The 21155-nt window shown below is 56.1% G+C and carries 26 protein-coding genes and 1 tRNA gene; 5 read left to right on the top strand and 22 right to left on the bottom strand.

Going from position 1 to position 21155, the window contains the following annotated elements; translation table 11 throughout:
• Positions 1–111: 111 nt before the first annotated feature.
• The 4 genes from EUU23_RS09900 to EUU23_RS09885 all read left to right on the top strand — a co-directional run bounded on the left by EUU23_RS09900 (position 112) and on the right by EUU23_RS09885 (position 3344).
• Positions 112–2112 carry a 3-hydroxyacyl-CoA dehydrogenase NAD-binding domain-containing protein gene (locus EUU23_RS09900; protein WP_160353975.1) on the top strand — a complete coding sequence of 667 codons (2001 nt, stop codon included), beginning with the start codon at positions 112–114 and terminating at the stop codon, positions 2110–2112.
• Positions 2113–2348: 236 nt separating this feature from the next.
• Complete coding sequence (locus EUU23_RS09895) at positions 2349–2603, top strand: HP1242/YdcH family protein (RefSeq protein ID WP_246156419.1); 255 nt, start codon at positions 2349–2351, stop codon at positions 2601–2603.
• Positions 2600–2914, top strand: coding sequence for a TraR/DksA family transcriptional regulator (locus EUU23_RS09890; protein ID WP_160353974.1), 315 nt, complete (start codon positions 2600–2602; stop codon positions 2912–2914). Before EUU23_RS09895 ends, EUU23_RS09890 begins: the two co-directional genes overlap by 4 nt.
• A 4-nt stretch (positions 2915–2918) precedes the next feature.
• Positions 2919–3344 carry an ion channel gene (locus EUU23_RS09885; protein WP_160353973.1) on the top strand — a complete coding sequence of 142 codons (426 nt, stop codon included), beginning with the start codon at positions 2919–2921 and terminating at the stop codon, positions 3342–3344.
• A gap of 121 nt (positions 3345–3465) precedes the next feature.
• Here the strand turns inward: EUU23_RS09885 and EUU23_RS09880 are convergent, their stop codons facing one another.
• From EUU23_RS09880 to EUU23_RS09850, 7 genes are all read right to left on the bottom strand, one after another.
• Complete coding sequence (locus tag EUU23_RS09880; protein ID WP_160353972.1) at positions 3466–4038, bottom strand: amino acid permease; 573 nt, start codon at positions 4036–4038, stop codon at positions 3466–3468.
• The gene (locus EUU23_RS09875) at positions 4031–4399 is read right to left on the bottom strand and encodes a SnoaL-like domain-containing protein (RefSeq protein ID WP_160353971.1); all 369 of its coding nucleotides are present in this window, start codon (positions 4397–4399) and stop codon (positions 4031–4033) included. Before EUU23_RS09875 ends, EUU23_RS09880 begins: the two co-directional genes overlap by 8 nt.
• 87 nt (positions 4400–4486) lie before the next feature.
• Positions 4487–4933, bottom strand: coding sequence for a hypothetical protein (locus tag EUU23_RS09870; protein ID WP_218939582.1), 447 nt, complete (start codon positions 4931–4933; stop codon positions 4487–4489).
• Between the two features lie 236 nt (positions 4934–5169).
• A complete protein-coding gene (locus EUU23_RS09865; RefSeq protein ID WP_246156418.1) occupies positions 5170–5622 on the bottom strand; it encodes a hypothetical protein in 453 nt (150 codons plus the stop codon).
• Positions 5623–5854: 232 nt separating this feature from the next.
• The gene (locus EUU23_RS09860) at positions 5855–7960 is read right to left on the bottom strand and encodes a tetratricopeptide repeat protein (protein WP_160353969.1); all 2106 of its coding nucleotides are present in this window, start codon (positions 7958–7960) and stop codon (positions 5855–5857) included.
• Positions 7961–8392: 432 nt separating this feature from the next.
• Positions 8393–8707, bottom strand: a complete 315-nt coding sequence (locus tag EUU23_RS09855) for an Arm DNA-binding domain-containing protein (protein ID WP_160353968.1) — start codon at positions 8705–8707, stop codon at positions 8393–8395.
• A 172-nt stretch (positions 8708–8879) separates the two neighbouring features.
• A tRNA-Leu gene (locus EUU23_RS09850) sits at positions 8880–8966 on the bottom strand.
• 182 nt (positions 8967–9148) lie between these two features.
• Between EUU23_RS09850 and EUU23_RS09845 the strand changes: the two genes are divergently transcribed.
• Positions 9149–9322: a hypothetical protein gene (locus tag EUU23_RS09845; protein ID WP_160353967.1), complete on the top strand. Its 174-nt coding sequence runs from the start codon at positions 9149–9151 to the stop codon at positions 9320–9322.
• A 54-nt stretch (positions 9323–9376) separates the two neighbouring features.
• Here EUU23_RS09845 and EUU23_RS09840 read toward each other — a convergent pair whose 3' ends face one another.
• The 15 genes from EUU23_RS09840 to metW form a co-directional block, all read right to left on the bottom strand.
• On the bottom strand, positions 9377–10441 hold the full coding sequence (locus tag EUU23_RS09840; RefSeq protein ID WP_160353966.1) for a sigma-54 interaction domain-containing protein: 1065 nt from the start codon (positions 10439–10441) through the stop codon (positions 9377–9379).
• 168 nt (positions 10442–10609) lie between these two features.
• On the bottom strand, positions 10610–11464 hold the full coding sequence (locus tag EUU23_RS09835; RefSeq protein ID WP_160353965.1) for a flagellar motor protein MotB: 855 nt from the start codon (positions 11462–11464) through the stop codon (positions 10610–10612).
• A complete protein-coding gene (gene motA / locus EUU23_RS09830; protein WP_160353964.1) occupies positions 11464–12327 on the bottom strand; it encodes a flagellar motor stator protein MotA in 864 nt (287 codons plus the stop codon). The genes EUU23_RS09835 and motA overlap by 1 nt, the downstream gene beginning before the upstream one ends.
• Before the next feature lie 217 nt (positions 12328–12544).
• A complete protein-coding gene (locus EUU23_RS09825) occupies positions 12545–13375 on the bottom strand; it encodes a flagellin (RefSeq protein ID WP_160353963.1) in 831 nt (276 codons plus the stop codon).
• Positions 13376–13387: 12 nt separating this feature from the next.
• Positions 13388–14722, bottom strand: coding sequence for a flagellar hook-associated protein FlgK (gene flgK / locus EUU23_RS09820; RefSeq protein ID WP_160353962.1), 1335 nt, complete (start codon positions 14720–14722; stop codon positions 13388–13390).
• Positions 14719–14994 (bottom strand): rod-binding protein, encoded by a 276-nt coding sequence (locus EUU23_RS09815; protein WP_246156417.1) that lies wholly within the window; start codon positions 14992–14994, stop codon positions 14719–14721. Before EUU23_RS09815 ends, flgK begins: the two co-directional genes overlap by 4 nt.
• Before the next feature lie 38 nt (positions 14995–15032).
• Positions 15033–16121 carry a flagellar basal body P-ring protein FlgI gene (locus EUU23_RS09810; protein ID WP_160353960.1) on the bottom strand — a complete coding sequence of 363 codons (1089 nt, stop codon included), beginning with the start codon at positions 16119–16121 and terminating at the stop codon, positions 15033–15035.
• Positions 16121–16738, bottom strand: a complete 618-nt coding sequence (locus EUU23_RS09805; protein ID WP_246156416.1) for a flagellar basal body L-ring protein FlgH — start codon at positions 16736–16738, stop codon at positions 16121–16123. The genes EUU23_RS09810 and EUU23_RS09805 overlap by 1 nt, the downstream gene beginning before the upstream one ends.
• Before the next feature lie 70 nt (positions 16739–16808).
• The gene (flgG, locus tag EUU23_RS09800) at positions 16809–17597 is read right to left on the bottom strand and encodes a flagellar basal-body rod protein FlgG (RefSeq protein ID WP_160353959.1); all 789 of its coding nucleotides are present in this window, start codon (positions 17595–17597) and stop codon (positions 16809–16811) included.
• A gap of 12 nt (positions 17598–17609) precedes the next feature.
• Complete coding sequence (locus tag EUU23_RS09795; RefSeq protein WP_160353958.1) at positions 17610–18353, bottom strand: flagellar basal body rod protein FlgF; 744 nt, start codon at positions 18351–18353, stop codon at positions 17610–17612.
• Between the two features lie 94 nt (positions 18354–18447).
• Positions 18448–19275, bottom strand: coding sequence for a flagellar hook-basal body complex protein (locus EUU23_RS09790; RefSeq protein WP_160353957.1), 828 nt, complete (start codon positions 19273–19275; stop codon positions 18448–18450).
• Between the two features lie 3 nt (positions 19276–19278).
• Positions 19279–19590, bottom strand: a complete 312-nt coding sequence (locus EUU23_RS09785; RefSeq protein ID WP_160353956.1) for a flagellar hook capping FlgD N-terminal domain-containing protein — start codon at positions 19588–19590, stop codon at positions 19279–19281.
• 2 nt (positions 19591–19592) lie between these two features.
• On the bottom strand, positions 19593–20003 hold the full coding sequence (gene flgC / locus EUU23_RS09780; protein WP_160353955.1) for a flagellar basal body rod protein FlgC: 411 nt from the start codon (positions 20001–20003) through the stop codon (positions 19593–19595).
• Entirely contained in the window at positions 20000–20341 is a 342-nt protein-coding gene (locus EUU23_RS09775) for a flagellar basal body rod protein FlgB (protein ID WP_160353954.1), read from the bottom strand. Before EUU23_RS09775 ends, flgC begins: the two co-directional genes overlap by 4 nt.
• A 225-nt stretch (positions 20342–20566) precedes the next feature.
• Positions 20567–21154: a methionine biosynthesis protein MetW gene (gene metW, locus EUU23_RS09770; RefSeq protein ID WP_160353953.1), complete on the bottom strand. Its 588-nt coding sequence runs from the start codon at positions 21152–21154 to the stop codon at positions 20567–20569.
• Position 21155: the final 1 nt, after the last annotated feature.

The raw sequence follows: 21155 nt of genomic DNA, 5'->3' as shown, positions 1-21155 counted from the left end.
AACAAGGTTAATGGCAGGGCGGTGCGCCACGGGAACAGGTCCGCTTGCATTGACCCGATAAATCCAGCACATCGGTAAAATTCATTTTTGCCAACATTGCAGGAGCCGCAGATGTCGTCTGTTACCACCCAAGCCATCGATGATATTTTGGTCGTTCTGGTCAACAATCCTCCGGTGAACGCGCTGTCCTGGCATGTGCGACAAGGGATAGCAGATGCGATCGAGCAAGGATTGGCAGACCCTGTCGTGCATGCGATTGTGCTGCGCTGTGAAGGTACGACCTTTATTGCAGGCGCAGATATTACAGAATTCGGCAAGCCTGCCCAAGGGCCGGATTTCAACAAGGTGCTAGGCTTGATCGAGGGTGCAGCAAAGCCCGTGGTCGGCGCAATTCACGGCACAGCGCTTGGCGGCGGTCTCGAAACTGCGCTTGTTTGTCATTATCGGATTGCGGTCCCTTCGGCAAAATTGGGCGTTCCGGAAGTAAAGCTTGGCCTTTTGCCGGGCGCAGGCGGCACCCAACGCCTGCCCAGAATCGTGGGGGTTGAATCGGCGGCAACAATGTGTGCGCTGGGGGAGCCTGTGTCAGCGTCAAAGGCTTTGCAAATGGGTCTGATTGATCGGCTGGCGAACGAAAACAACCTTGCCGACGACGCACTTGCCTTTGCCCGGGAAGTGATTGCAACCGGACCACGGGCGACGCGCGATTTGCCCGTCAAGGGCGATGTTGGTGTGATCGACCAGTTGAAGCAAATGAACGCCCGTAAATGGAAGGGTTTTGAAGCCCCCTATGCGAATCTTGCCTGCGTTGAAGCTGCGACGAAGCTGTCGTTTGAAGACGGCATGAAGTTTGAGCGCACCGAATTCCTCAAATTGATGGGCGGGTCACAATCCGCGGCACAGCGGCATATGTTTTTTGCCGAACGTCAGGCGGCCAAAATTGACGGCTTGCCCAAGGATTTGCCGCTGCGCCCCGTGAACACAGTCGGCGTGATCGGCGCAGGCACCATGGGTGGCGGAATTTCGATGAATTTTCTCGCCAAGGGCATACCGGTCACGATCGTTGAAATGGTGCAGGAAAATCTGGACCGCGGCGTTGCCGTCATCCGCAAAAATTACGAAGCCAGCGCCGCCAAAGGGCGCTTTACGACCGAACAGGTCGAAGGAATGATGGCGCTGTTGACCCCGTCGCTCAGTCTTGACGCGCTGGCCGGTTGCGATCTGGTCATTGAGGCGGTGTATGAAAATATGGACGTCAAGAAAGAGGTGTTCAGCAAGCTCGACCAGATTTGCAAACCCGGCGCGATATTGGCGTCGAACACGTCCTATCTGAATGTCGATGAAATTGCCGCTGCGACCAGCCGCCCGCAAGATGTGGTGGGCATGCACTTTTTCTCCCCCGCCAATGTCATGAAGCTGCTTGAAGTGGTGCGCGGCGAAAAAACTGCGCCCGACGTGCTGGCAACCGCGATGGCAACCGGCAAGAAAATCGGCAAGGTCGCCGTCGTTGCCGGTGTATGCGACGGATTTATCGGCAACCGTATGCTCTCCAAAAGACAGCAGCCGGCGATGCAGCTTTTGCTCGAAGGCGCAACCCCGGCCCAGATTGACAAGGTGCATACTGATTTCGGTATGCCAATGGGCCCGTTCCAGATGAGCGATCTGGCTGGGCTGGATATTGGCTGGCACCGTGATCCGGCCCGGATTGAAAGCATCCGCGACGGCCTGTGTGCCGCTGGTCGGTTTGGCCAGAAAAACGGCAAGGGCTTTTACGATTATGACGAAAAGCGTGTCGGCACACCCAGCGCCGAAGCCTTGGCCATTATCGAAGAATTCCGGGCGACGTCAAATCTTCCCAAACGCGACATATCCGATCAGGAAATTGTCGAGCGCACTTTATATCCGATGGTCAATGAGGGATATCATATCCTCGAAGAAGGCAAGGCGCAGCGGGCGTCCGACATCGATGTGGTGTGGATATACGGCTATGGCTGGCCCATCTATCGCGGCGGCCCGATGTTCTGGGGCGATCTGGAAGGCGCTGGCAAAATCGTTGAAGCCTTGGAGCGCCACGGCGTTCCAGTGGCAGACAGTTTGAAAGCCAAGGCGTGACGGGGGTGAGGCGGGACTGACATTGTCAAAGCGTCACTAGTGCGGGCGCTCAAGTAGCAAAACCGCGCCAGGAACACTGTCGTTTCTGTATGACGGTCATGAGCTGTTTGCAGATGATAGCAGCAGCATGCCGCTGATCGCTTCATTCCGGCATGCCATCGGTTCTTGATCTAGCGCAATGCAACTTAAGCGGCGTTCAGCCATTTACATCATATGCCTTTTTACCAAGGAGAATAATGATGTCCCACACGCCACATGAACTGCACGACGAATTCCCGGATGCGGCCGAACACATTCACGCGTTAAAAACGCAGGATAAGCGCTTTGCCGCGCTGGCCGAACGTTATCATGTGCTCAACCGTGAAATCCACCGGATCGACAGTGGTATCGAAGCGGCCTCGGAAGACAGGACCGAGGAGCTTAAAAAAGAACGCCTTTCGCTGTTGGACGCCGTTCAGCTGGCACTGAAAGCAGACGAGGTGTCGAAATGACTGTCGACGCGGAAGTTCGATCCAAACTTATAGCCCGTCTGGCGGAACTGGAATTGCGTGGAGGGCGAATTGAAGCCCAGTTGACCGAACCGATGAGTGCCGATTCAGAAGAGCAAGCCATCGAAATTGAAGATGATGACATGCTCGCTGCACAAGATGCTCTGGTCATGCAGGAAATGGCGGCGATCCGCGCCGCACTAGGGCGTCTGGATCAGGGCCAATATGGCAAATGCTTTTCCTGTGGGGAGCCTATTTCTGCGGCGCGGCTGGAATCGATGCCTACGGCCACCTTGTGCGCCGATTGTATGTAGATAGATGTTCGTTCAACTCTTGGTATCGACTCTGAGCGTTTTGCTGACCGTGGTCATTCATGGTGTAGGACTGGCGCTGTTGGGACGAAGTCTGCGTAACGAAATACAGATGGAGCGGGCGCATCACTTGGCCGCTATGTCCCCCCGAACGATGCTGTTCACGCTTGCCTTGGTTGTCGGGCTCTTCACGCTTCATGGCGTGGAAATCTGGCTCTATGCCTTTCTCTTCGAAGCGCTCGGTGCGGTTAGCGATATTGAGACCGCCGTCTATTTTTCAACGATCAGCTATGCCGGCATCGGCTTTGACGACCGCTATATAAATCCCGATTGGCGTTTGGTCGCCGCAATTGAGGGCATCAACGGCCTGCTATTGCTGGGATGGTCGACTGCGTTCTTCGTGACCATTGTCGCGCGGCTGGGGCGAACTTGATCGGCTCAGACTTTGCGGATCAAAACGACTGTCTGGTGCGCGGTGCAGTCCTGAGCGGACCCGTATCATTGAAATTTCCCGATTTAACGGGAAAATATCGGGAATTTTCGCAAATTTCGAACTAATCAAACTCGCCAATGCTCGGCAAGGTAGAACTTACCGCAACGCCCCCTGACGCGAAGGCAATCAAGCACAACACAGCAATCGGAGCCAGCTTGAACACGGTCCCGACCACGAGACTGTTCATCGCATAGCGCATTCCCGCCAGCGTCAGACCGCACAGCGCAGCAATCAGCAGCAGCACCGACAGCTGTTTTGCCAACGGATCGGCCAGCGCCGGCAAGAACACCGCAAAATAGTCAACCAGCACCGAAAGCGCCGCTCCGCGCCCCGCTGCTCCCGCAAGAACCATCAACCAGCCAACCAGAAACCCGGCAATTGGCCCGAATGCAGACTGGGCATAAAGCTGAACACCGCCTGAGGCTACGAACATCGTCGCAAGGCGCGCGAGCACGAGCACATTAAAGCTTTGAAGCAGTCCAAAGATCAGGAACATCCATGGGGAAAAATTGCCAGTTGCGGCATAGAGCACGGCTGGCAGGGCAAAGATGCCCGCGCCGATCACCGAGTTGAGGCTGAGCATCACCGTGCCAAACGTGCCGACCACGCGGGGCGGACTTGCGGCTTCAGTCATAGAAAAATCGTTCCTCGATGATGCGCCCGTCGCGGACGGTAAAAATGGCGATTTCGGCGAAAGGTTGCGTCTTGCCCGTCGCCGGGTCGGTGATCAGCATATCGAGGAACAGCGCGAACTGGTCGCCGGTGACAAAGGGGCCATCGATGCGTAGGTCGTCGATGTCAGCCTCGGCAAACCGTGCTCTGGTCTTTCGGAGCGCCGCTTCCCTGCCGGATACAAGCGCGGGAATGTCTTGGGACAAGGCCGCAGGTTCCGCGCTTTTCACGTCTATTGCCCAGAATTTCTCGCCTGCTGCCTCGAACTGGTCGAGCCGGAGCATCGCAGTGAAATCACGGGCAACATCGTCGATGACAGCCACAGGTGCCTCCGCATCGATTGAGGAAATAGGGATTGGCGGGGGCACACTGGGGAGGATGCCGCCCGCCATGGTCGTGCAACGGGTCGCTTATCTCACAATCCATTCCTGATATTCGGTCGAGCCCATCGACGTGCGGATTTTTTCCCGCTCAAGGTTTGCGGCAGCAGTCTTCAATCTGTCGGTGTTCATGGCTTCATTGAAGCGTTTGCTGATGGCGTCCCGCTCAGCCGCACTTGCATAATCCTTATATTCGATCAGCAGGATAATATCGGGCTCGCCGGTACGTGCGTGGTTGGTGCTCATTATCCGATAGCTGAGGATATGGCCCTGGGACTTGCCCCACTCCATTTCCTTTTTCCATTGGGTCGCCAGATAATCGGTATAGGCAGGGTTCTGTCCGGGCAGAACGTCGATCCGGCTGGCAACCCAGACACTGCCGCGCTTGAGCGGCGATTCTTGCGCGGCGGCAGGAACAGCCATGGTGGCGGCAACCAACAACGCTGCCCCTACGTAAAGGCTTTTCATCATTTTCATCATCATTCTCCCAAATTGGCCAGGTCAAAATGACGAGGCTCGTTCAAACTCACGGTGCCGCGACGCGTGCGCCGAAGGCACAGCTCGCCTCTTCGCAAAACAGGCTTGTCCAGTTCGCCCTGAAGTTCAAAATCTGTCTAAAGTCGCCAATCGCCATGCAGCGAAGTTATGGCGACCATGGTCAATTCGCCCGGCACGGCATTTTTGCAGGCCGAGCGAATTGACCCGATCGCGCCTTAGCGGACCTTATATTCGCGTAAGAGCATGCTACTCTTTATCGTGCGATATTCAGCCCGATTTCCTGATGCCGCGTCGCGTTGTGCATTGGTCGTCTTGACCCAGGCTTCATAAACCTTGCCACGCCGTTCGGTTTCGGCGGCATCGGGTAGGCTGGCGAATGTTGTTACCAGATAGACATTGGGCTCACCATCGCGGGGGTTTTCATTGACGTAGATCTTGTAGTCGGTGATCCAGCCCTGCGATTTCGCAAATTCCTGATTCTTCTTCCAGTCGCCCGCCAGATGCATCGCATATTTCAGCGTCCCGCCGTCTTTGACAAAGATGCCGCCAACATCGGAATAGTCACCGGCTACCAGCGGAAATTCCTGCGCTATTGCGGCCGTTGGCAATGCCATCGGTGCCGAAATCAGCATAGCCGTTGCGATCATCACATTTTTCATCAATTTCATTTTCATACTCCCCATATTGCGTCCCGCCGCATTGACGGGGCTCGTTCAAACCCACAGTGCCGCGCGGTCGAGGCCAAAGGCACGGCTCTCCTCTTGGCAAAACCGACTGTGCCGGTTCACCCAAAATCCATTAAATTGTCTGCGATCCCTTAACGCTATCTTGCGATGACGTAGCGTCATCGGTCAATCCACCGGATCGTCAATAAAGCGTCAATAAAGCGTCAAAACGGCTCTAAACGCGGTTGCTGGGCTGCGGCAACAAATCAGGCCAGCCATATTTGTCCCATGCGGCTGCCAGGCCGATACGCTGGGCAAAGGGGATGAATTCGGGATGCTGCCAGATCTGGCGGACGGGATCGATGTCCATCCACAGCATAACCAGCCACACCATATTGGCCGGTGTCAGGCGAAGCCCAAGGCCATTGAACACCAATTCTACATGGCCCGTCATAATGGCAGGTGCGATGATCGCCATATCCGCTTTGTCATGCAGCGTGGCGAACATCATATTCAAAAGCTGATGATAGATCAGGCGATCGGCTTCCTGCCCGCTGCACACGCCCTTTGCCGCAACCAGCCAATACGCATCCATCGCTTCGTCCGTCATTGGGCCGCTGCCGACCGGAGGTAGGATGATGGTGTTGACTAATTTTTTGGTCAGCTGATATTGTTCTACCGCCAAGTCATGTCGGCCCGTTGCTGCCATCGCCAGCCCTAACTGAACCGACGGCCAGCCTAGATCAACCGAGCGCTGCCCGACCTGCACAGCCGCTTTAAACTCGCCGCGATGCATATGCACCGCGATCAGCAGGGCAAATTTGCGCGTGTCGACCGGATCTTGTTCAATCGCGGCCATAACATAGGGAGCCGCATCGCGGGTGCGCCCGATGTAAAGCAGAAAGGAGCCGACGCGCATGGCGACCCCGGGATGGGTCGGTTCGCGGCGATAGGCTTCGAACACCAGATCCATTGCCACGACTATGTTGTTTCGCGTCCATTCATAGATGGCAAGAAGCGCCCGCGGATAGCCAAGCTGGGGAGCAAGGGCGATTGCCTTGTGGGCGCACTCCGCCATGCGGAGCGCCTCTGCATTGCGGTCCAGACATTGGGTCCAGACCGAAATATTGTGATGCACCTCGGCCAGTTCGACCCAAGCTTCGGCAAATTGCGGATCAATCGCGACGGCCTGCTCCAGCAGCTCGACGGCATTGTCGAGAACGCCATCGCCGAACAATCGGGCATTGAGGGCCCGACCCTGCAAATAGAGATCAAAGGCCTTTTTGCTGCCGGTCATGGTGCGCACCAGCGGTGCAGCCATATCGAGGTCTAGCGCTTCGGCCAGCGCCCGCGTCACGGCTTGCGCGACATCCTCCTGCAATCGGAAAATCGAATCGAGGCTCCCATCAAAGCGCTGCCCCCAAAGTTCAAAGCCTGTGTCACCCGCAATCAGATGCACATGGATGCGCACCTGCTCGCCCTGCCGCTGCACCGATCCCTCGATCAGATGGGTGACCCCCAATTCCCCGGCGATCTGTGTGGGCGTGAAGGGGCTATCGCGGAAATGAAAGGACGATATCCTGCCCGCGACCAGCAATTGGGGTACCTGACCCAACGTCGTGATCAACTCATCGACCATCCCGTCGGTGAAATAATCCGGCCCATCGGCACTGCCCAAAGATTTGAAAGGCAAAACGGCAATCCGAGTCTTTATGTCGGTCGGTATCGGCATGGCAGCGGGCGCAACAGACGGCTGCTGCACCGCCCAGGCGCCGAGCAGGCGTTTGCGCAGCGCCGTATCGCCAATGTCATCCAGCGCCCGCTCGACCAAAGCCTGCAGCCGCAGCGAAACTTGTTTCCGCCGCGCCTCCAGCCAATCGGCAAAAGCATCGCCGACATTCAGATCGTCGAGCAGACGCCTTGTCCCGATCATATCAAAGAGCGCGATCGCCTCCTGATCGCGCCCCGCCATCAGCGCCGCTTCAAGATCCGACAGATCGGTCCGCAAACGCATATTGGTAAGCATAACCCGCTCGCGCGTTACGACAAGCAGCGGCTGCTCTAAAGGCTCAAGCGCTTTGCCCAGTTCGAGCAGGCATTGCCGCAAGCTCCCCTTTGCCTGAGCCTCAAACCGTCCGGGCCATAGCAGCCGGGTAAGCTGTTCGCGCGCGACAGGCTGGTCGGGCTCCAAGCACAGCATAGCCAACACCGCACGGGCCCGGCGATTGGAAAGGGTGATAGGTGCTCCGCCCTGATCGGTAAGCGCAAATGGGCCAAAAAGCGAAGCGCGCGCAACCAGCGCCCCCCGCTCTTCCACCTGAATGCCCGCACTCGTTGCCATCTATGCTCCCCGGTCGCCGGATTAGCGCAAATTGGCCTGTTATGCCACGGAATTTTACATAATATTGCATTTTGTGCAGCCCGCAATGGCTGGCATTATCGCTGTCTTAAGCCGGGTCGACAGGTGAGCGCCCGCTACTCCCCACGACTACTGTGACCGAAACGACCTACGCAAGGTACTCTCCCGCGTTCATGAAAGATGCCGCGGACGCTCTGGACTGGTAGTTACGGTGGGTAACACCGACTGCTTAAAATTGCCGTTTCATACTAAGCAACTAGGGATTGATAGTCTCGACCAATCAGCACACGAATTGAGAGGCAAAATCTGTTGTCTGTGCGCTGAAAATGTTGACCAATGAACCACCGAGCGCGTCATATCAAATATGACTAAATGTGGTTCGACCGAACCACGGAGCGCATCACTTATTTGATGCTAAGTCCCAAACCGTGGTGCTGACGGGGAACAGACCTTGCGTTCCAGCCGGTTGAGCCGTTTTTCGCGCGCTGGGTCTATACCGTCCATAACTTGTTTCCGGCGTGCATCGCGTTGGTCTCTTGCATCCTGCAAAGTCGTTTCGGGATAGGCCCCAAGCGCCAAGCGCTTTTCCTTGCCATCTATCCGGTATTTGAAGCGCCATAGCTTCGAGCCGTTCGGGAAGACTTCGAGATAAAGCCCCTTTTCGTCTGCCTTGCGGTAAGACTTGTCGAGCGGGTTGATTGCGGCAATCTGCAAAACTGTTAGTGGCATAAATCCCCCAAAGTTCGATTTCGCGATATGCCCCCAAATATACCCCCAAAAGAGACAGGCTAGGGAAGAACAAAAGGGAATGCCTAACGCTGGATAGGCACAATAACTGGCAGAAAACCAATGGTTTTGCAAGATGTTTGGGAATTACAGAAAACAGCCAAAAACGGCTGTCTGGTGCGGCCAAGAAGACTCGAACTTCCACGGGCTTTCGCCCACAACGACCTCAACGTTGCGCGTCTACCAATTCCGCCATGGCCGCACGCGCCTCGACAGGTAGGACGCCGCCCCTAGCAAAGCGGTCCGGTGCGCGCAACAGGCTTTGTGATGCCGCGATCATTGGGGCCGATGTCGCATAACGGTACAGTTTTTAATATTGAAGACAATTGGTCGTTTGACGACGTGTATGTTGTGGATCTTTGCCTCCTATATCGCTTGCGTACCATGGTTAAAACGGCGTTATCATTTGGCCGTGATAGCGCTTTTGCCCTTGTTATTGGCCGCGACGCCAGCGACCGCACCGACGGTGCCATCCCGCGTCAGCCGGGGTGGAACGGCGACGGTGCAGATAATCAGGGCAGAATCTGCCTTTCCAAAGTCGCCGGAACAGGATCATAAACAACGTGACCGACAATATCGGCAACGAGAAAAATTGACCCTGGTCGATTTTTATTAGGCGGCGATTTTTTCGAGACGGTATTTCCGCATTTTCTCGATCAGGGTCGTGCGTTTCAACGTGAGAAGGCGTGCTGCCTCGGAAATGACCCCTTCGGCATGGATCAGGGCCATCTGTATACGCTCCAGTTCCATCCGTTCAATCTGTGCCTTCAGATCAATGGGCGCGCCGAATGAGACGGGGCGAGCTTCGGTCGCTTGCGGAACAAAGTCCGGCACATCGGTGGCGATAGGAAGGACAGGCACAGCGGCCAGTTTCGGTAGGCTGCGGCCCAGCAATTGATCGACCCCAAAGGCGTCAATTGTTTCGCCATTGAACAGGATATTCGCGCGTTCGATCACATTGCGTAATTCGCGGACATTGCCCGGCCAATCATGCATCGACAGGCGCTGGATTGCGCTGGCATCAAATTGGCAAAGCTGGCCAGTGCGATTTTTCTGGAAATGGGCGATCAACTGGGGAATATCTTCAACCCGCGAAGCGAGATCCGGCACTTGCAACACCACTACGCCCAGGCGGAAAAACAGGTCTTCGCGAAAACGGCCGTCAAGAATGGCCTTGTCGATTTTCTGATGCGTTGCCGAAATGATGCGGACATCGACAGGAATATTGCTGTTGCCGCCGATGCGGGAAATCAGGCCATCTTCCAGAACACGCAGAAGCTTGACCTGCATGTCGAACCGCATATCGCCAATTTCGTCGAGAAACAGCGTGCCCTTGTCGGCATTTTCAAAATGGCCGGTACGGCGAGCTTGCGCGCCGGTAAAAGCGCCACGCTCATGTCCGAACAATTCGGATTCAATCAACTCGGCAGGGATGGCCCCACAGTTCAGGGCAACATAGGGCTTTGTGCTGCGCGGGCTGGCGTTGTGAATGGCGCGGGCGACGACTTCCTTACCTGAACCAGATGGGCCGCAAATCATCACTGAAGCGGACGAATTGGCAACCCGGCGGACCATGTCGCGCAACGTCCCCATGATCGGGCTTTTACCGATCAGCATTTCTTCTATAGAGGCCGGCTTTTCATATTTGGCGGGTGCTTGAACCGTTGACGTTACCATGCTTGTTTCCTGTCGGATGACTGCCTTGGGACCGGTTTTTGCCAATCATGGTAAACGAAATACTAACAAAACTGGGCCCAAGCGTTAACCAATCCGAAACGGATTAAAGTTGGGGTAAATTGTCAAATTTCGTAAACAGATATATCCATTTTGGACATCATTTACAGCCTAATCCGAAACCGTGCGCCATCCAAGCGTGATCGACATGCGCCGGTTACGAGGGTCATAGGGGTTATCGCGAATATAGGCTTCGCGATCAGCCACGCCTTCGATACGGACAAACCGGTTGGGTGAAACCCCAGCGCGCGCCAATGTTGCGCGTGTCGCTTCGGCGCGGGCGGATGACAATTGCCAGTTATTTACGCCCAACCGGCTTGAGGTCGGTTGGGCATCGGTATGTCCACGAATGATCAGGCCGTTGGGCAGGTCAGAAATGCTTTCGCCAACATCACTTAAAAGTCGGATGGCATCCGGTGTCAAAATATCGGTGCCTGATATGAACATCGCAAAATTCGCTTCATCGACCATATCGATCCGCAGACCGTCGCGGGTTTCGGTAAAGCGCAGGCTTTTGGCGAGCCTTCGGACTTCCTTGCGCTCGATCAACTTGGTCATCAGCGCCTTGCGGACTTCCTGGAATTTTGCGCGGTCCTTGCCAATTCCTGACGCTTCTTTGGGGCCGCCGGTTGCATCGCGCGGGATCGTCATGCTGCGGGTGCCGGTTTGCCCTGCGCGATGTGGATATTTATCCACTGAGGTAATCGAATCCCCGCCAAAGAAGCTGGTCGATCCGGCACTATCCTGTTTGCTCGATACCAATGTCGGCGAGAAATAGTCTGCCAAGGCCTTGCGTTGCTTTTCGGTGGTCGCGCCCAGCAACCACATCAAAAGGAAAAACGCCATCATTGCGGTCACAAAGTCGGCATAAGCCACTTTCCAGGCACCGCCATGATGGCCGCCATGCGGTGCCTCGTAGATTTTCTTGACGATTACCGGGCGAACGGGTTCGTTAGCTCTGGCCATTACCGCCCCCGCATACCGTCAAAGACTTCGGCAAAGCTCGGCTGGTTGCTATGTTCGATACCCGAACGCGCGGCTTCAATGACCAATGGTTGTGGGTGGCCATGGAGTGATGCGATAATCATCTGCTTGACGACATGATAAATGGCGGCGTCGGCTTCGATGACTTGCTTGGCGCGGTTGGCAAAGGGACCGACCAGACCATAAGCCAGCAACACGCCCAAAAAGGTTCCGACCAATGCAGAACCGATCATACCCCCCAATATGGCCGGTGGTTTGTCAATAGAACCCATGGTTTTAACCACGCCCAAAACCGCAGCCACAATTCCGAGAGCGGGCAGTGCGTCGGCAAGCCCTTGCAGACCTTCGGCTGGTTTCACGACATGATGGTGATGGTTCTTGATGCTGTTATCCATGACTTCTTCGACGGCGTGAGGGTCAAGCGTTCCAGAAGAAACCACCACCAGCCGCAACGTGTCGCAGATCAGGTGGACCAGCACCTGATCTTTCAATAACTTCGGATATTCGCTGAACAATGTGGAATTGGCCGGGTCTTCAATATGCGGTTCGACCGCGACCGGGCCTTCGGTTTTCAGCATCTTCATCAGCTTTGAAACAAGGAATATGCAATCAAGATAATCCTGCTTGCCATATTGCGGGCCTTTGAAAACCTTCGCCAGTCCGCCGCCCAATGCTTTTAATTCTTTGGCAGAGTTTCCGATGATGAGCGCGCCAATGCACGCTCCGCCGATAATCAGCATCTCATGCGGCAAAGCGTGCATGACAGGTCCAAGATTGCCGCCAGTGAGGGCGAAACCGCCAAACACCATGACAAGGAGGACGATGATACCGACAACTGCAAACATGAAATGGCTGGCCCCTATACGCGTTCTTCAATCATGGTAAACGGCAGCAGCTACCAGATATTAAGCAGTTTTTTCAGGATGGTGAGCAGAAAGGGCCGGAGCGAGGTGTTGGCGTCACAAGGGTTCCGCGGCGTTGCCGGATAGTGATCATATTTCGTCAGCCTGACGAAAAATAAGCACAATCATTCAGTTCGCCGGATGACCCTAAGTCCTGGCCCTAGTTCAGAAAATCCATCAAGGTACGGCGGTTAATGCGTGCAAATGCAGCTTGCGCGGCCTCTAATGTCAATGTCATGCCATTCAACTCGGCAATCGCGGCACTGAAGTCTGTATCTTCAAGTGCGGACCGTTCTTCTTTGATACTGATCGACCGAAGCGCACTGTTATCGTCGATCCGTTCGAGCCGTGCGGCATTAATCCCCACGGCTGCCGTGACATCGGCAACATGATTGATAGCGCTGTCAACGGCGGTGTTGGATGTCCCTATCTGCGCCGCATTGCCGGCCGTGATGGCTGACGCTGTGTCGCGGATTATCTGTCCGATCGAGATGCCAGCAATATCGAAAACCTCGGCTTGGGAGGGGACGGGTGCGAAAATGGCATTGTCGTCGAACCGAATCGCCATGTTAGAGCCTGAAGCGAAAAGGGGCTGTCCGGTGGCAGATTTTGTCAGTGCCATCGCATCTATTTCGTCGGCGATGGTGGTCAGTTCGATGGCAATCGACCCACGATCGGCAGGCGATGCAGACGAGCTGGCTCCTGCCAATGTCAATTCTTTTGCACGCGCCAGTAATCCGGACATCTGGCGCAGACTGCCGTCTGCCTGCGCGGTCATGGTGATGCCCAGATTGATATTCGCTGCACGTGCGGCGTCATTGGCCTGCGATCGGGCAAGGTCGGCAATCCTCGCCGTCGCGACCGGATTGTCCGAGGCGCGTTGCAGGCGTTTACCTGTCGAAATCTGCGTTTGTTTTTCAGCAATCTGTTGCGCCATGCGCGATTGCCGCTGGATTTCCTGGGTCATCCGGTTGCCGGTTGCGTTAATCATTGCGACCTCACCTTAAAAAATGTTCAAAAGCGATTGCATGGTTTCGCGTGCAACCTGAATGGTACGGGCGGCGGCCTCATAGGCTTGCTGAAAGCGCAACAATTCGGCCGCTTCACGATCAAGATCGACCGCGCCTATAGCATCGCGCGCGGCAAATGAGCCATCCCGCCTGCTGCTGGCGGCGGCTTCTTGCGCGCGCGCGGCTGCGGTGGTTTGGGCCTGCGCCGCTATCATGGCGGAGATATTCTGCTCCACACCGCTTGCACCGCGCAGATTGTTGAATGACAACATATTGCCATTCAGGCTCGATCCATTGGCAGCGGCAACATCGTCCGGGGCAAGCGCAACTGCGGCAATCGCCGCTGCGCCACCATTCAGGTTCAGCAATGCCGCGCCGGGGTTTCCATTGGCGTCAGTACCGGCCTGATGCGCTGCGTTCAATTCGGTTGCAAATTGTGTGGCGAGTGTATCCAGATCGCTTCGCTGGTCTGCGATATGGTCGGCGGCATCGCGAAGTCCGGCAAATAAGCCTGATCCCGGAGAAAGCACGCCTGTTGCGCCAGGGTTGATACCAAAGCCAATCGTGCCATTTGCCGCAACTGTTACCGATATGGTCGCTGTTGTAGGGCCATCTACCAATGCATCACCCGAAGGTGTTCGGACTATTGCTGCACCTCTGGCATCGTAAGAAACCGTGATGTCGGTGGCATTGGATATGTTGCCGACAAGACGGTCACGTTCGTCGAGCAACGTCGCTTCGTTACTTGATCCGGCCCGCGCGCGGCGTAACCCGTCATTTATACGCGACAAAGCCGATAAGTCGGAATTCAACTGCGTTGCCGCGCCTCGCGCTTCGGTTGCAACGCCATTCGCTGCGGAACCGAGTGCAGCAGCGGTGCGCCGAAAATTTGCCGCGCTTTCGTCAACGGATGAGAGAAATTGGCGGCGTAAAGTGTCGCTGCCGGGGTTGCCGCTCAATTGCTCGGCCGCGGTGAAAACGGAGGTTACACTTTTGCCGATACCAGCACCGCCGTCGGCAAGAACGCTTTCGGTAGCGGTCACCCAGTCGAGTTTCGCACTTTGCCGCGACGCTTCACCTCCGGCAACGCGAGCGTCGTCGACAAGCCATTGGTCGATTGAGCGCGTGACACCGGCGGCAATAACGCCGCCCGGCCGGATGCTATTGCGTGAAAGGACGATGTCCCCACCCGACGGTGCCTCGGCCAGCCGCACACTGCGGCGCACATAGCCTTCGGTCTGCGCGTTGGCGATGTTGTCACCCACAACCGACAGTGCCTGACCATAAGCTTTGATGCCTGATGCACCGATGGCGAGAAGATCGCTCATCTACCATTTCCTTTATGTTCAGCCTGCGCGCGGGCAGGGCTTGCAGAGGTTTGCGTCAATTGCCGCTCCACCATGTCGGCGATGCCGAACTGGCGAAGGCTAGCCATATTGTCGGCTAGCTTTGCGTCTGACATCTCGCGAAAATTGTCGGTTGCGCTAGACCCGAAAACATCCTTGCCAAGTTTTGCCTGCCGCATACTGGCCATCATCTGGCGCAGCATCACCGCTTCGAAAGCCTCGGCCGCCTTGCGAAGCGCCGGGTCAGTTTTCATCGCGGTTGCACCTGTTTTTGAAAGGCCGCCGATAGGAGTCATATAACCACCAGTTCCGCACTAAGGGCACCTGCCTGAGACAGGGCTTCCAAAATGGCCACAAGATCGCCGGGTGAAACATTGAGCTTGTTTATCGCCTTCACAATATCGGAGAGCGAAGCGCCCTTGTCCCAAAGATAGGCAGGATTGGTTTTTTCCTGAATGGCGATATCGCTGGATGGCTCAAGCGCAGTCTGGCCCCTGCTAAACGGCGCAGGCTGAACGACGGTCGGATTTTCATCGACTTTAACCGTCAGCTTACCGTGGCTTACCGCCGCAGGCCCGACACGAACCGCGCCGTTGATGACAACCGTCCCGGTTCGGGCGTTGACGATGACACGGGCGGGGGGCTGTGCCTTTTTGATCTCGATATTTTCGATGACGCCCATCATGCGAATGCGGGTTTCACCGCCGGTTGGTGCATTGATACGAATCGACGCGCCATCGACGGCCTGCGCGATATCGCTACCCAATTGGCGGTTGATTGCATCTGCAACAAGGCCCGCGTTGCTGATATCCTGCTGGGCAAGATTGAACGTCAAATGCGGGCTTTGGGCAAATCCTGTGTCCACGCTGCGTTCGACGGTTGCCCCGCTGCCAATACGGCCAGCGGATGGTATGTTGACCGACAATTTGGATCCGTCAGCAGCATCTACGCCCAAACCGCCGACGACCAGGTTGCCCTGCGCCATCGCGTATATTTGGCCATCTGCACCATAAAGCGGTGCCATCACAAGCGTGCCGCCACGTAACGACTTGGCCTTGCCAAGGGCGGAAACGGTGACGTCAAGACGTTGGCCAGGTTTTGCAAAGGGCGGCAGTTCGGCTGTAATCACAACAGCGGCGGCATTTTTCAGTGCAGGATTGATGCCGGCAGGCAGGTTGACGCCAAAACGCGAGATCGCGCCTTTGACGCCTTGGGTTGCATAATCGAGGCTGTCGTCACCCGTTCCGGCAAGGCCAACGACCACACCGTAACCGGTGAGCTGGTTGGCCCGAAGACCTTCGAACTGGCCCATATCCTTGATCCGTTCGGCATGAGCCGACGCGGAAAAGAACAGGGCGATAAAGAGGAGCAGCGCGCGCATCAAAATGGACTTATTCTGGAGAAGAAACGTTGCAGCCAGCCTTGTGAGCTGCCGCGTGCGATTTCGCCCTTGCCAGTGTACCGGATGCGGGCATCGGCGACGCGGGTAGACGGAACGCGATTATCGACGCTGATGTCCGCCAAGCGGACAATGCCGGAAAACTGAACTTTTTCATCGCCCCGGTTCAATGTGACGAACTTTTCGCCTTTCACCAGCATCGTTCCATTGGGATAGATAGCGGCAACGGTCACACTTACTTCTCCGGACAGCGCATTGGATTGCGAGGCTTCACCTTTGCCTTTAAACGACTGATCGCCGCTGATGTTTACATCACTTGGACTAAACAGGTTCAAAGGGCCGGTCGTGGGCGGTGTCAGACCGACGCTGCCGGTGCGGCCGGTTGTGGCGCTGTTGCTTTTGCTGGCGCTCATCCGCTCGACGAGAATGATGGTCAGCAAGTCACCAATACGGCTCGCGCGCGCACCGGATGTCAGCGGGCTGTAATTATCGGACAGGAAGATCGCGCCATTTGTCGGCAGGTTGACCGGAACGGTCGGTGCCGTTGGTGTGAAATTTTCGGCTATCTTGCCATCTTTGGCAAATGCTGGCGCAGGCATAGCCGTCACCAACATCGCAAGAACGATCCTGCCAATAGGGCCCACCCTAGATTTCACGGCTCGCACGGGCCTAGAGATTTTGTGTGGCATTACGCATCATTTCATCGGTGGACTGGATCATCTTGCTGTTGACCTCGTAAGCGCGTTGGGTTTCGATCATATCGACCAATTCTTCGACGACATTGACATTGCTTGCCTCCAGCGCGCCGGAACGCAATGAACCACGCCCTTCTTCACCTGCGGCGCCCACTTGGGGTGCGCCTGATGCCGGGGTTTCGACCAAAAGATTATTGCCGATGGATTGCAGACCGGCCGAATTGGCAAAGCGGGCGATTTCGATGCGACCGACTTCAGTGACGGCCGCTTGACCGGCGATCTGCGCGGATACGGTTCCGTCCGCACCAATTGACACAGAGGTTGTGCCGTCGGGTATCTGGATCTGCGGCTGAACCGGCATACCGTCCGGGGTCACCAATGTCCCTTCGGCTGACAGGCTGAAGTCGCCAGCGCGGGTGTAACCGATGCGGCCATCAGGCATTTGCACCTGAAAATAGCCTGCACCTTCAATGGCGACATCCATGCCGTTGCCGGTGGTGGTCAACGTGCCTTGGGTATCGATACGGGCGGTTCCGTTTACCTGCACGCCGGTGCCCAGGTTCAGGCCGATAGCGTATTTGTTTTCCGCCGAAGATGCTGATCCTGCGACCGTCATCGCCTGATAGGCGAGCGTTTCAAAACTCGCCCGATCCTTTTTAAAGCCGACGGTGTTTACGTTGGCCAGATTGTTGGCGATGACTTGCATTCGCATATTCTGGGCATCTAACCCGGTGCGGGCGACATGAAGGGCTCCGTTTGACATGGTCTCTATTCCTTATTGCGGCATTGACATAAGATCGGCGGTCGCTGCGTCCATATCGCGCGCGTCGCCCAGTAATTTGAGTTGCGTGTCCCAAGACCGGCTCGCCTCGATCATTTTTACCAAGGCTTCGGTCGCGCTGACGTTGGAACTTTCCAGGCTGCGCGTCGTAACACGGGCGTCGGGGTCGTCGGGCAATACGCCGCCGCCTTTGACGCGGAACAGGCCATCCAGACCTTTGACGACGTTGGAACCCGTCGGGCTGACGATTTGCAATTTGTCGACCTGTTGCGGCTGGCTGGCATCGCCGCCTTGCGGTACGATCCAGACATTGCCCTGCTCATCGATATTGACACTATCTGCAGGGGGCAGAGTGAGGGGGCCTTGCGTACCTTGTACCGGACGACCATCACCGGTCGTCAACAGCCCGCTGGATGACAACATAAGGTCACCGCGTTTGGTATAGCCAATTTCGCCATTTTCGGCCTGAACGGCCAGCATGGAATCGCCCGACATTGCAATATCAAGATCGCGGCCAGTGGACACGACCGTTCCTGCGTGCATGTCGGCCGCCAGCACTTCTTCCGAAGCAAAGGCGCGGGTGTCGAGCCTTTGACCATCAAGCCAAAGCGATTGGGCCTCCGCCAGATCAGCCTTGAAACCCGGTGTGTTGGCATTGGCCAGGTTGTTGGCAATCGCCGTCTGGCGTGCCATCGATCCGCGCATCGCTGTCAGGCTGGTATAGATCAGACGGTCCATGCTTATCCTCCTTGGCGGGCGGTAAACTTTACCCAGCCGCCTGCATCCCGTCGGAATGTCGGGATGCAGACAGGCAGGGCATTAGTGCCGATCATCAGTTGATCTGGACAATCGTCTGCGTCATGTTCGACGCGGTTTCGATTGCTTTGGCATTGGCCTGAAAATTGCGCTGGGCCGAAATCAATGCGACCAGTTCTTCGGTCACATCCACATTGGCGCGTTCCAGTGCACCTGAGCGGATAGTTCCCAAAGGTCCATTGGTTGCAGCATCAATCGAGGGTGGACCGCTGTCGCCGGTTGATTGCCAATGGGCATCACCCACCGGACGCAAACCTTCTTGCGCGGTAAAGCTGGCCATCGCGACCTTGCCCAGCAATTCACTAGAGCCATCGGCATAAGTGGCTGTCACCAGTCCGTCGATGCCAACAGACACGTTGACAAGGGCAACCGTCGGATCAGCGGGTGAGTTGGCTGGCAAAACAAAATCAAATGCAGAACCCAATGTCGCGGACGTCACATTTCCGGCCGCATCGACAGGCAAAAGCTGCAAGGTGGAACCCAGAGTATCGACAACCTGACGGTTCGCATTGACCTGAAACGCGCCATTGCGGGTATAGGTTACCGCTGCACGGGGTGGATCACCGCGCGACACGAAAAAGCCTTCACCGGCAATGGCCAGATCTAGCGTTTTGTCAGATGCTTCCAACGTGCCTTGCGTAAATTGCTGCACGACCGAATTCAGGCGCGTGCCCTGTCCGGCGATCATTTTGGTGGTCTGCGTCGGCGCGCTGGCGAACAGGTCGCCAAATTGCGCGCGGCTTTTTTTGAAGCCTGTCGAGCCGACGTTGGCGAGGTTGTTCGAGATCACCGAAAGATCGGTTTGCGCGCCTTTCAGGCCCGACAATGACGTGTAAAAGGACATGGTTTATACTCCTGTTGCAGATGCGGTGGTTGCGGTTGCGTTTGACGATTTGATGTCCGCCAAAAGTGCGGTTTGCGCCGAAATCTGCTCTGCAATAGATTTCAGCGATGTGTTCATTTCGGAAATACCGGCAACGCTTGAAAACTGCGCCATTTGCGCGACCATTGCCTGGTTATCGACCGGGTTGAACGGATCCTGTTCCTTCAACTGCGTCGTCATCAGGCGCAGGAAATCATTCTGGCCCAGTTTTTTCTCGGCCATGTCCTTCGATAGGACCGGCAAGTTGCGGGAATTTACAGCTGATACGCTAGTCATGATTATTGTCCTAACCGCAGGGTTTCGCTGATCAGGCCCTTGGCGGTTGCAAGCACCTGAACGTTGTTTTGATATTGGCGTGATGTTTCGAGCATCTCGACCATCTCTGCCGCACTATCGACGGCGGCTTCCCAGACATTGCCATCCTTGTCGGCAAGCGGGTGGTCGGGTTGATAGCGTTTGACAGGGGCGGTTGTGCCATTGTCGATACGGTCGACCTGTACGGTGGCCTTGCCAGCTTCGCCCATGATGGTGCGAAACACGGGCTTCATCGAACGGAAGGCCGTGCTTTCGCTGCCCGATACTGTTCCGGCATTGGCAAGATTGGATGCAGTCGTGTTCAACCGCACAAGCTGCGCTGCCATAGCCCGCCCGCTTATATCGAATATGGATAGATTTTCGGCCACCCTCATTCTCCCTTAAGCGCACGGGTCAGCGTGCCGATACGGCCTTGCAGAAACGACAAGCTCGACCGGTAGGCGAGGGCATTTTCAGCAAAGGCAGTCTGTTCAGTGGCAAGCTCGACGGTATTTCCATCCAATGATGGCTGGACCGGAATGCGATATTGGATCGCGGTTTCGGGCGATTGGCCCTGCTCTGCCAGTTTCAAGGCAGATGAAAATTCAATGTCGCGGGCCTTATAGCCGGGCGTCGCGGCGTTTGCGATGTTGGACGCAAGCATCCCCATACGCTGTTCCCGCAACTTGAGCGCGGTGGCATGAATGCCGAACATATTGTCCAGTGACGGCATGGCCGACTCCTTTCGTTACCGCACCGGTTCAGGTGCTTACGAATGAAATACAGCAATTGCCGTGCCAAATTATAATATATGATGTTTTATCAGATGTTTAAAGGATACATTTTCGGTGTCAAAAGTCCGACTGTCAAAATCCCGACGCCCCGCCTGTTACCCTGAACCAAGTTCAGGGTGACGGTGTTGCTACCTTTAGCGGTCGGTAATTCGGTGCCAGCAGCCCTAGCCCTGCCGCAGCAGGAATACCGCATGTTCCGCCATCAAATTGGCCAGTGCCTTTTTGCGCGGCCGGTTCCCCGACAGGAACCACTGCCCTTCGACCACTACGCCGCGATCTTTGAGGAAACTGCGAAAATCGTCGATCGTGACATGGTGGATATTGGGCGTGTCATACCATCTGTGCGGCAATTGTTCGGTCACCGGCATCTGGCCGCCAAACATATGCGCGATGCGAATGCGCCATTGCGCGAAATTGGGAAAGGATACAAAGGCCTGCCGCCCGATCCGCAACATATGGTCCAGCACCAGATCGGGACGCCGTGTTGTCTGCAATGTCTGGCTCAGGATCACATAGTCAAAACAGCCGTCGGGATAATCGACCAGGTCGCTATCGGCATCGCCCTGCACCACGGACAGCCCGCGCGCAACCGCGGTCGCCACATTGACCGGGTCAATTTCCAGCCCGCGGGCATCGACCTGCTTGTGATCGCGCAGGGCCGCCATCAACTGGCCGTCGCCGCAGCCAACGTCCAGGATGCGTGATCCGCTGCGGACATTGCGGGCGATTATTGCAAGATCTGACCGCAGCATC

It is taken from the genome of Sphingorhabdus profundilacus, assembly GCF_009769755.1.
GTDB lineage: Bacteria > Pseudomonadota > Alphaproteobacteria > Sphingomonadales > Sphingomonadaceae > Sphingorhabdus_B > Sphingorhabdus_B profundilacus.
This window is presented reverse-complemented; position numbering and strand designations above follow the sequence as displayed.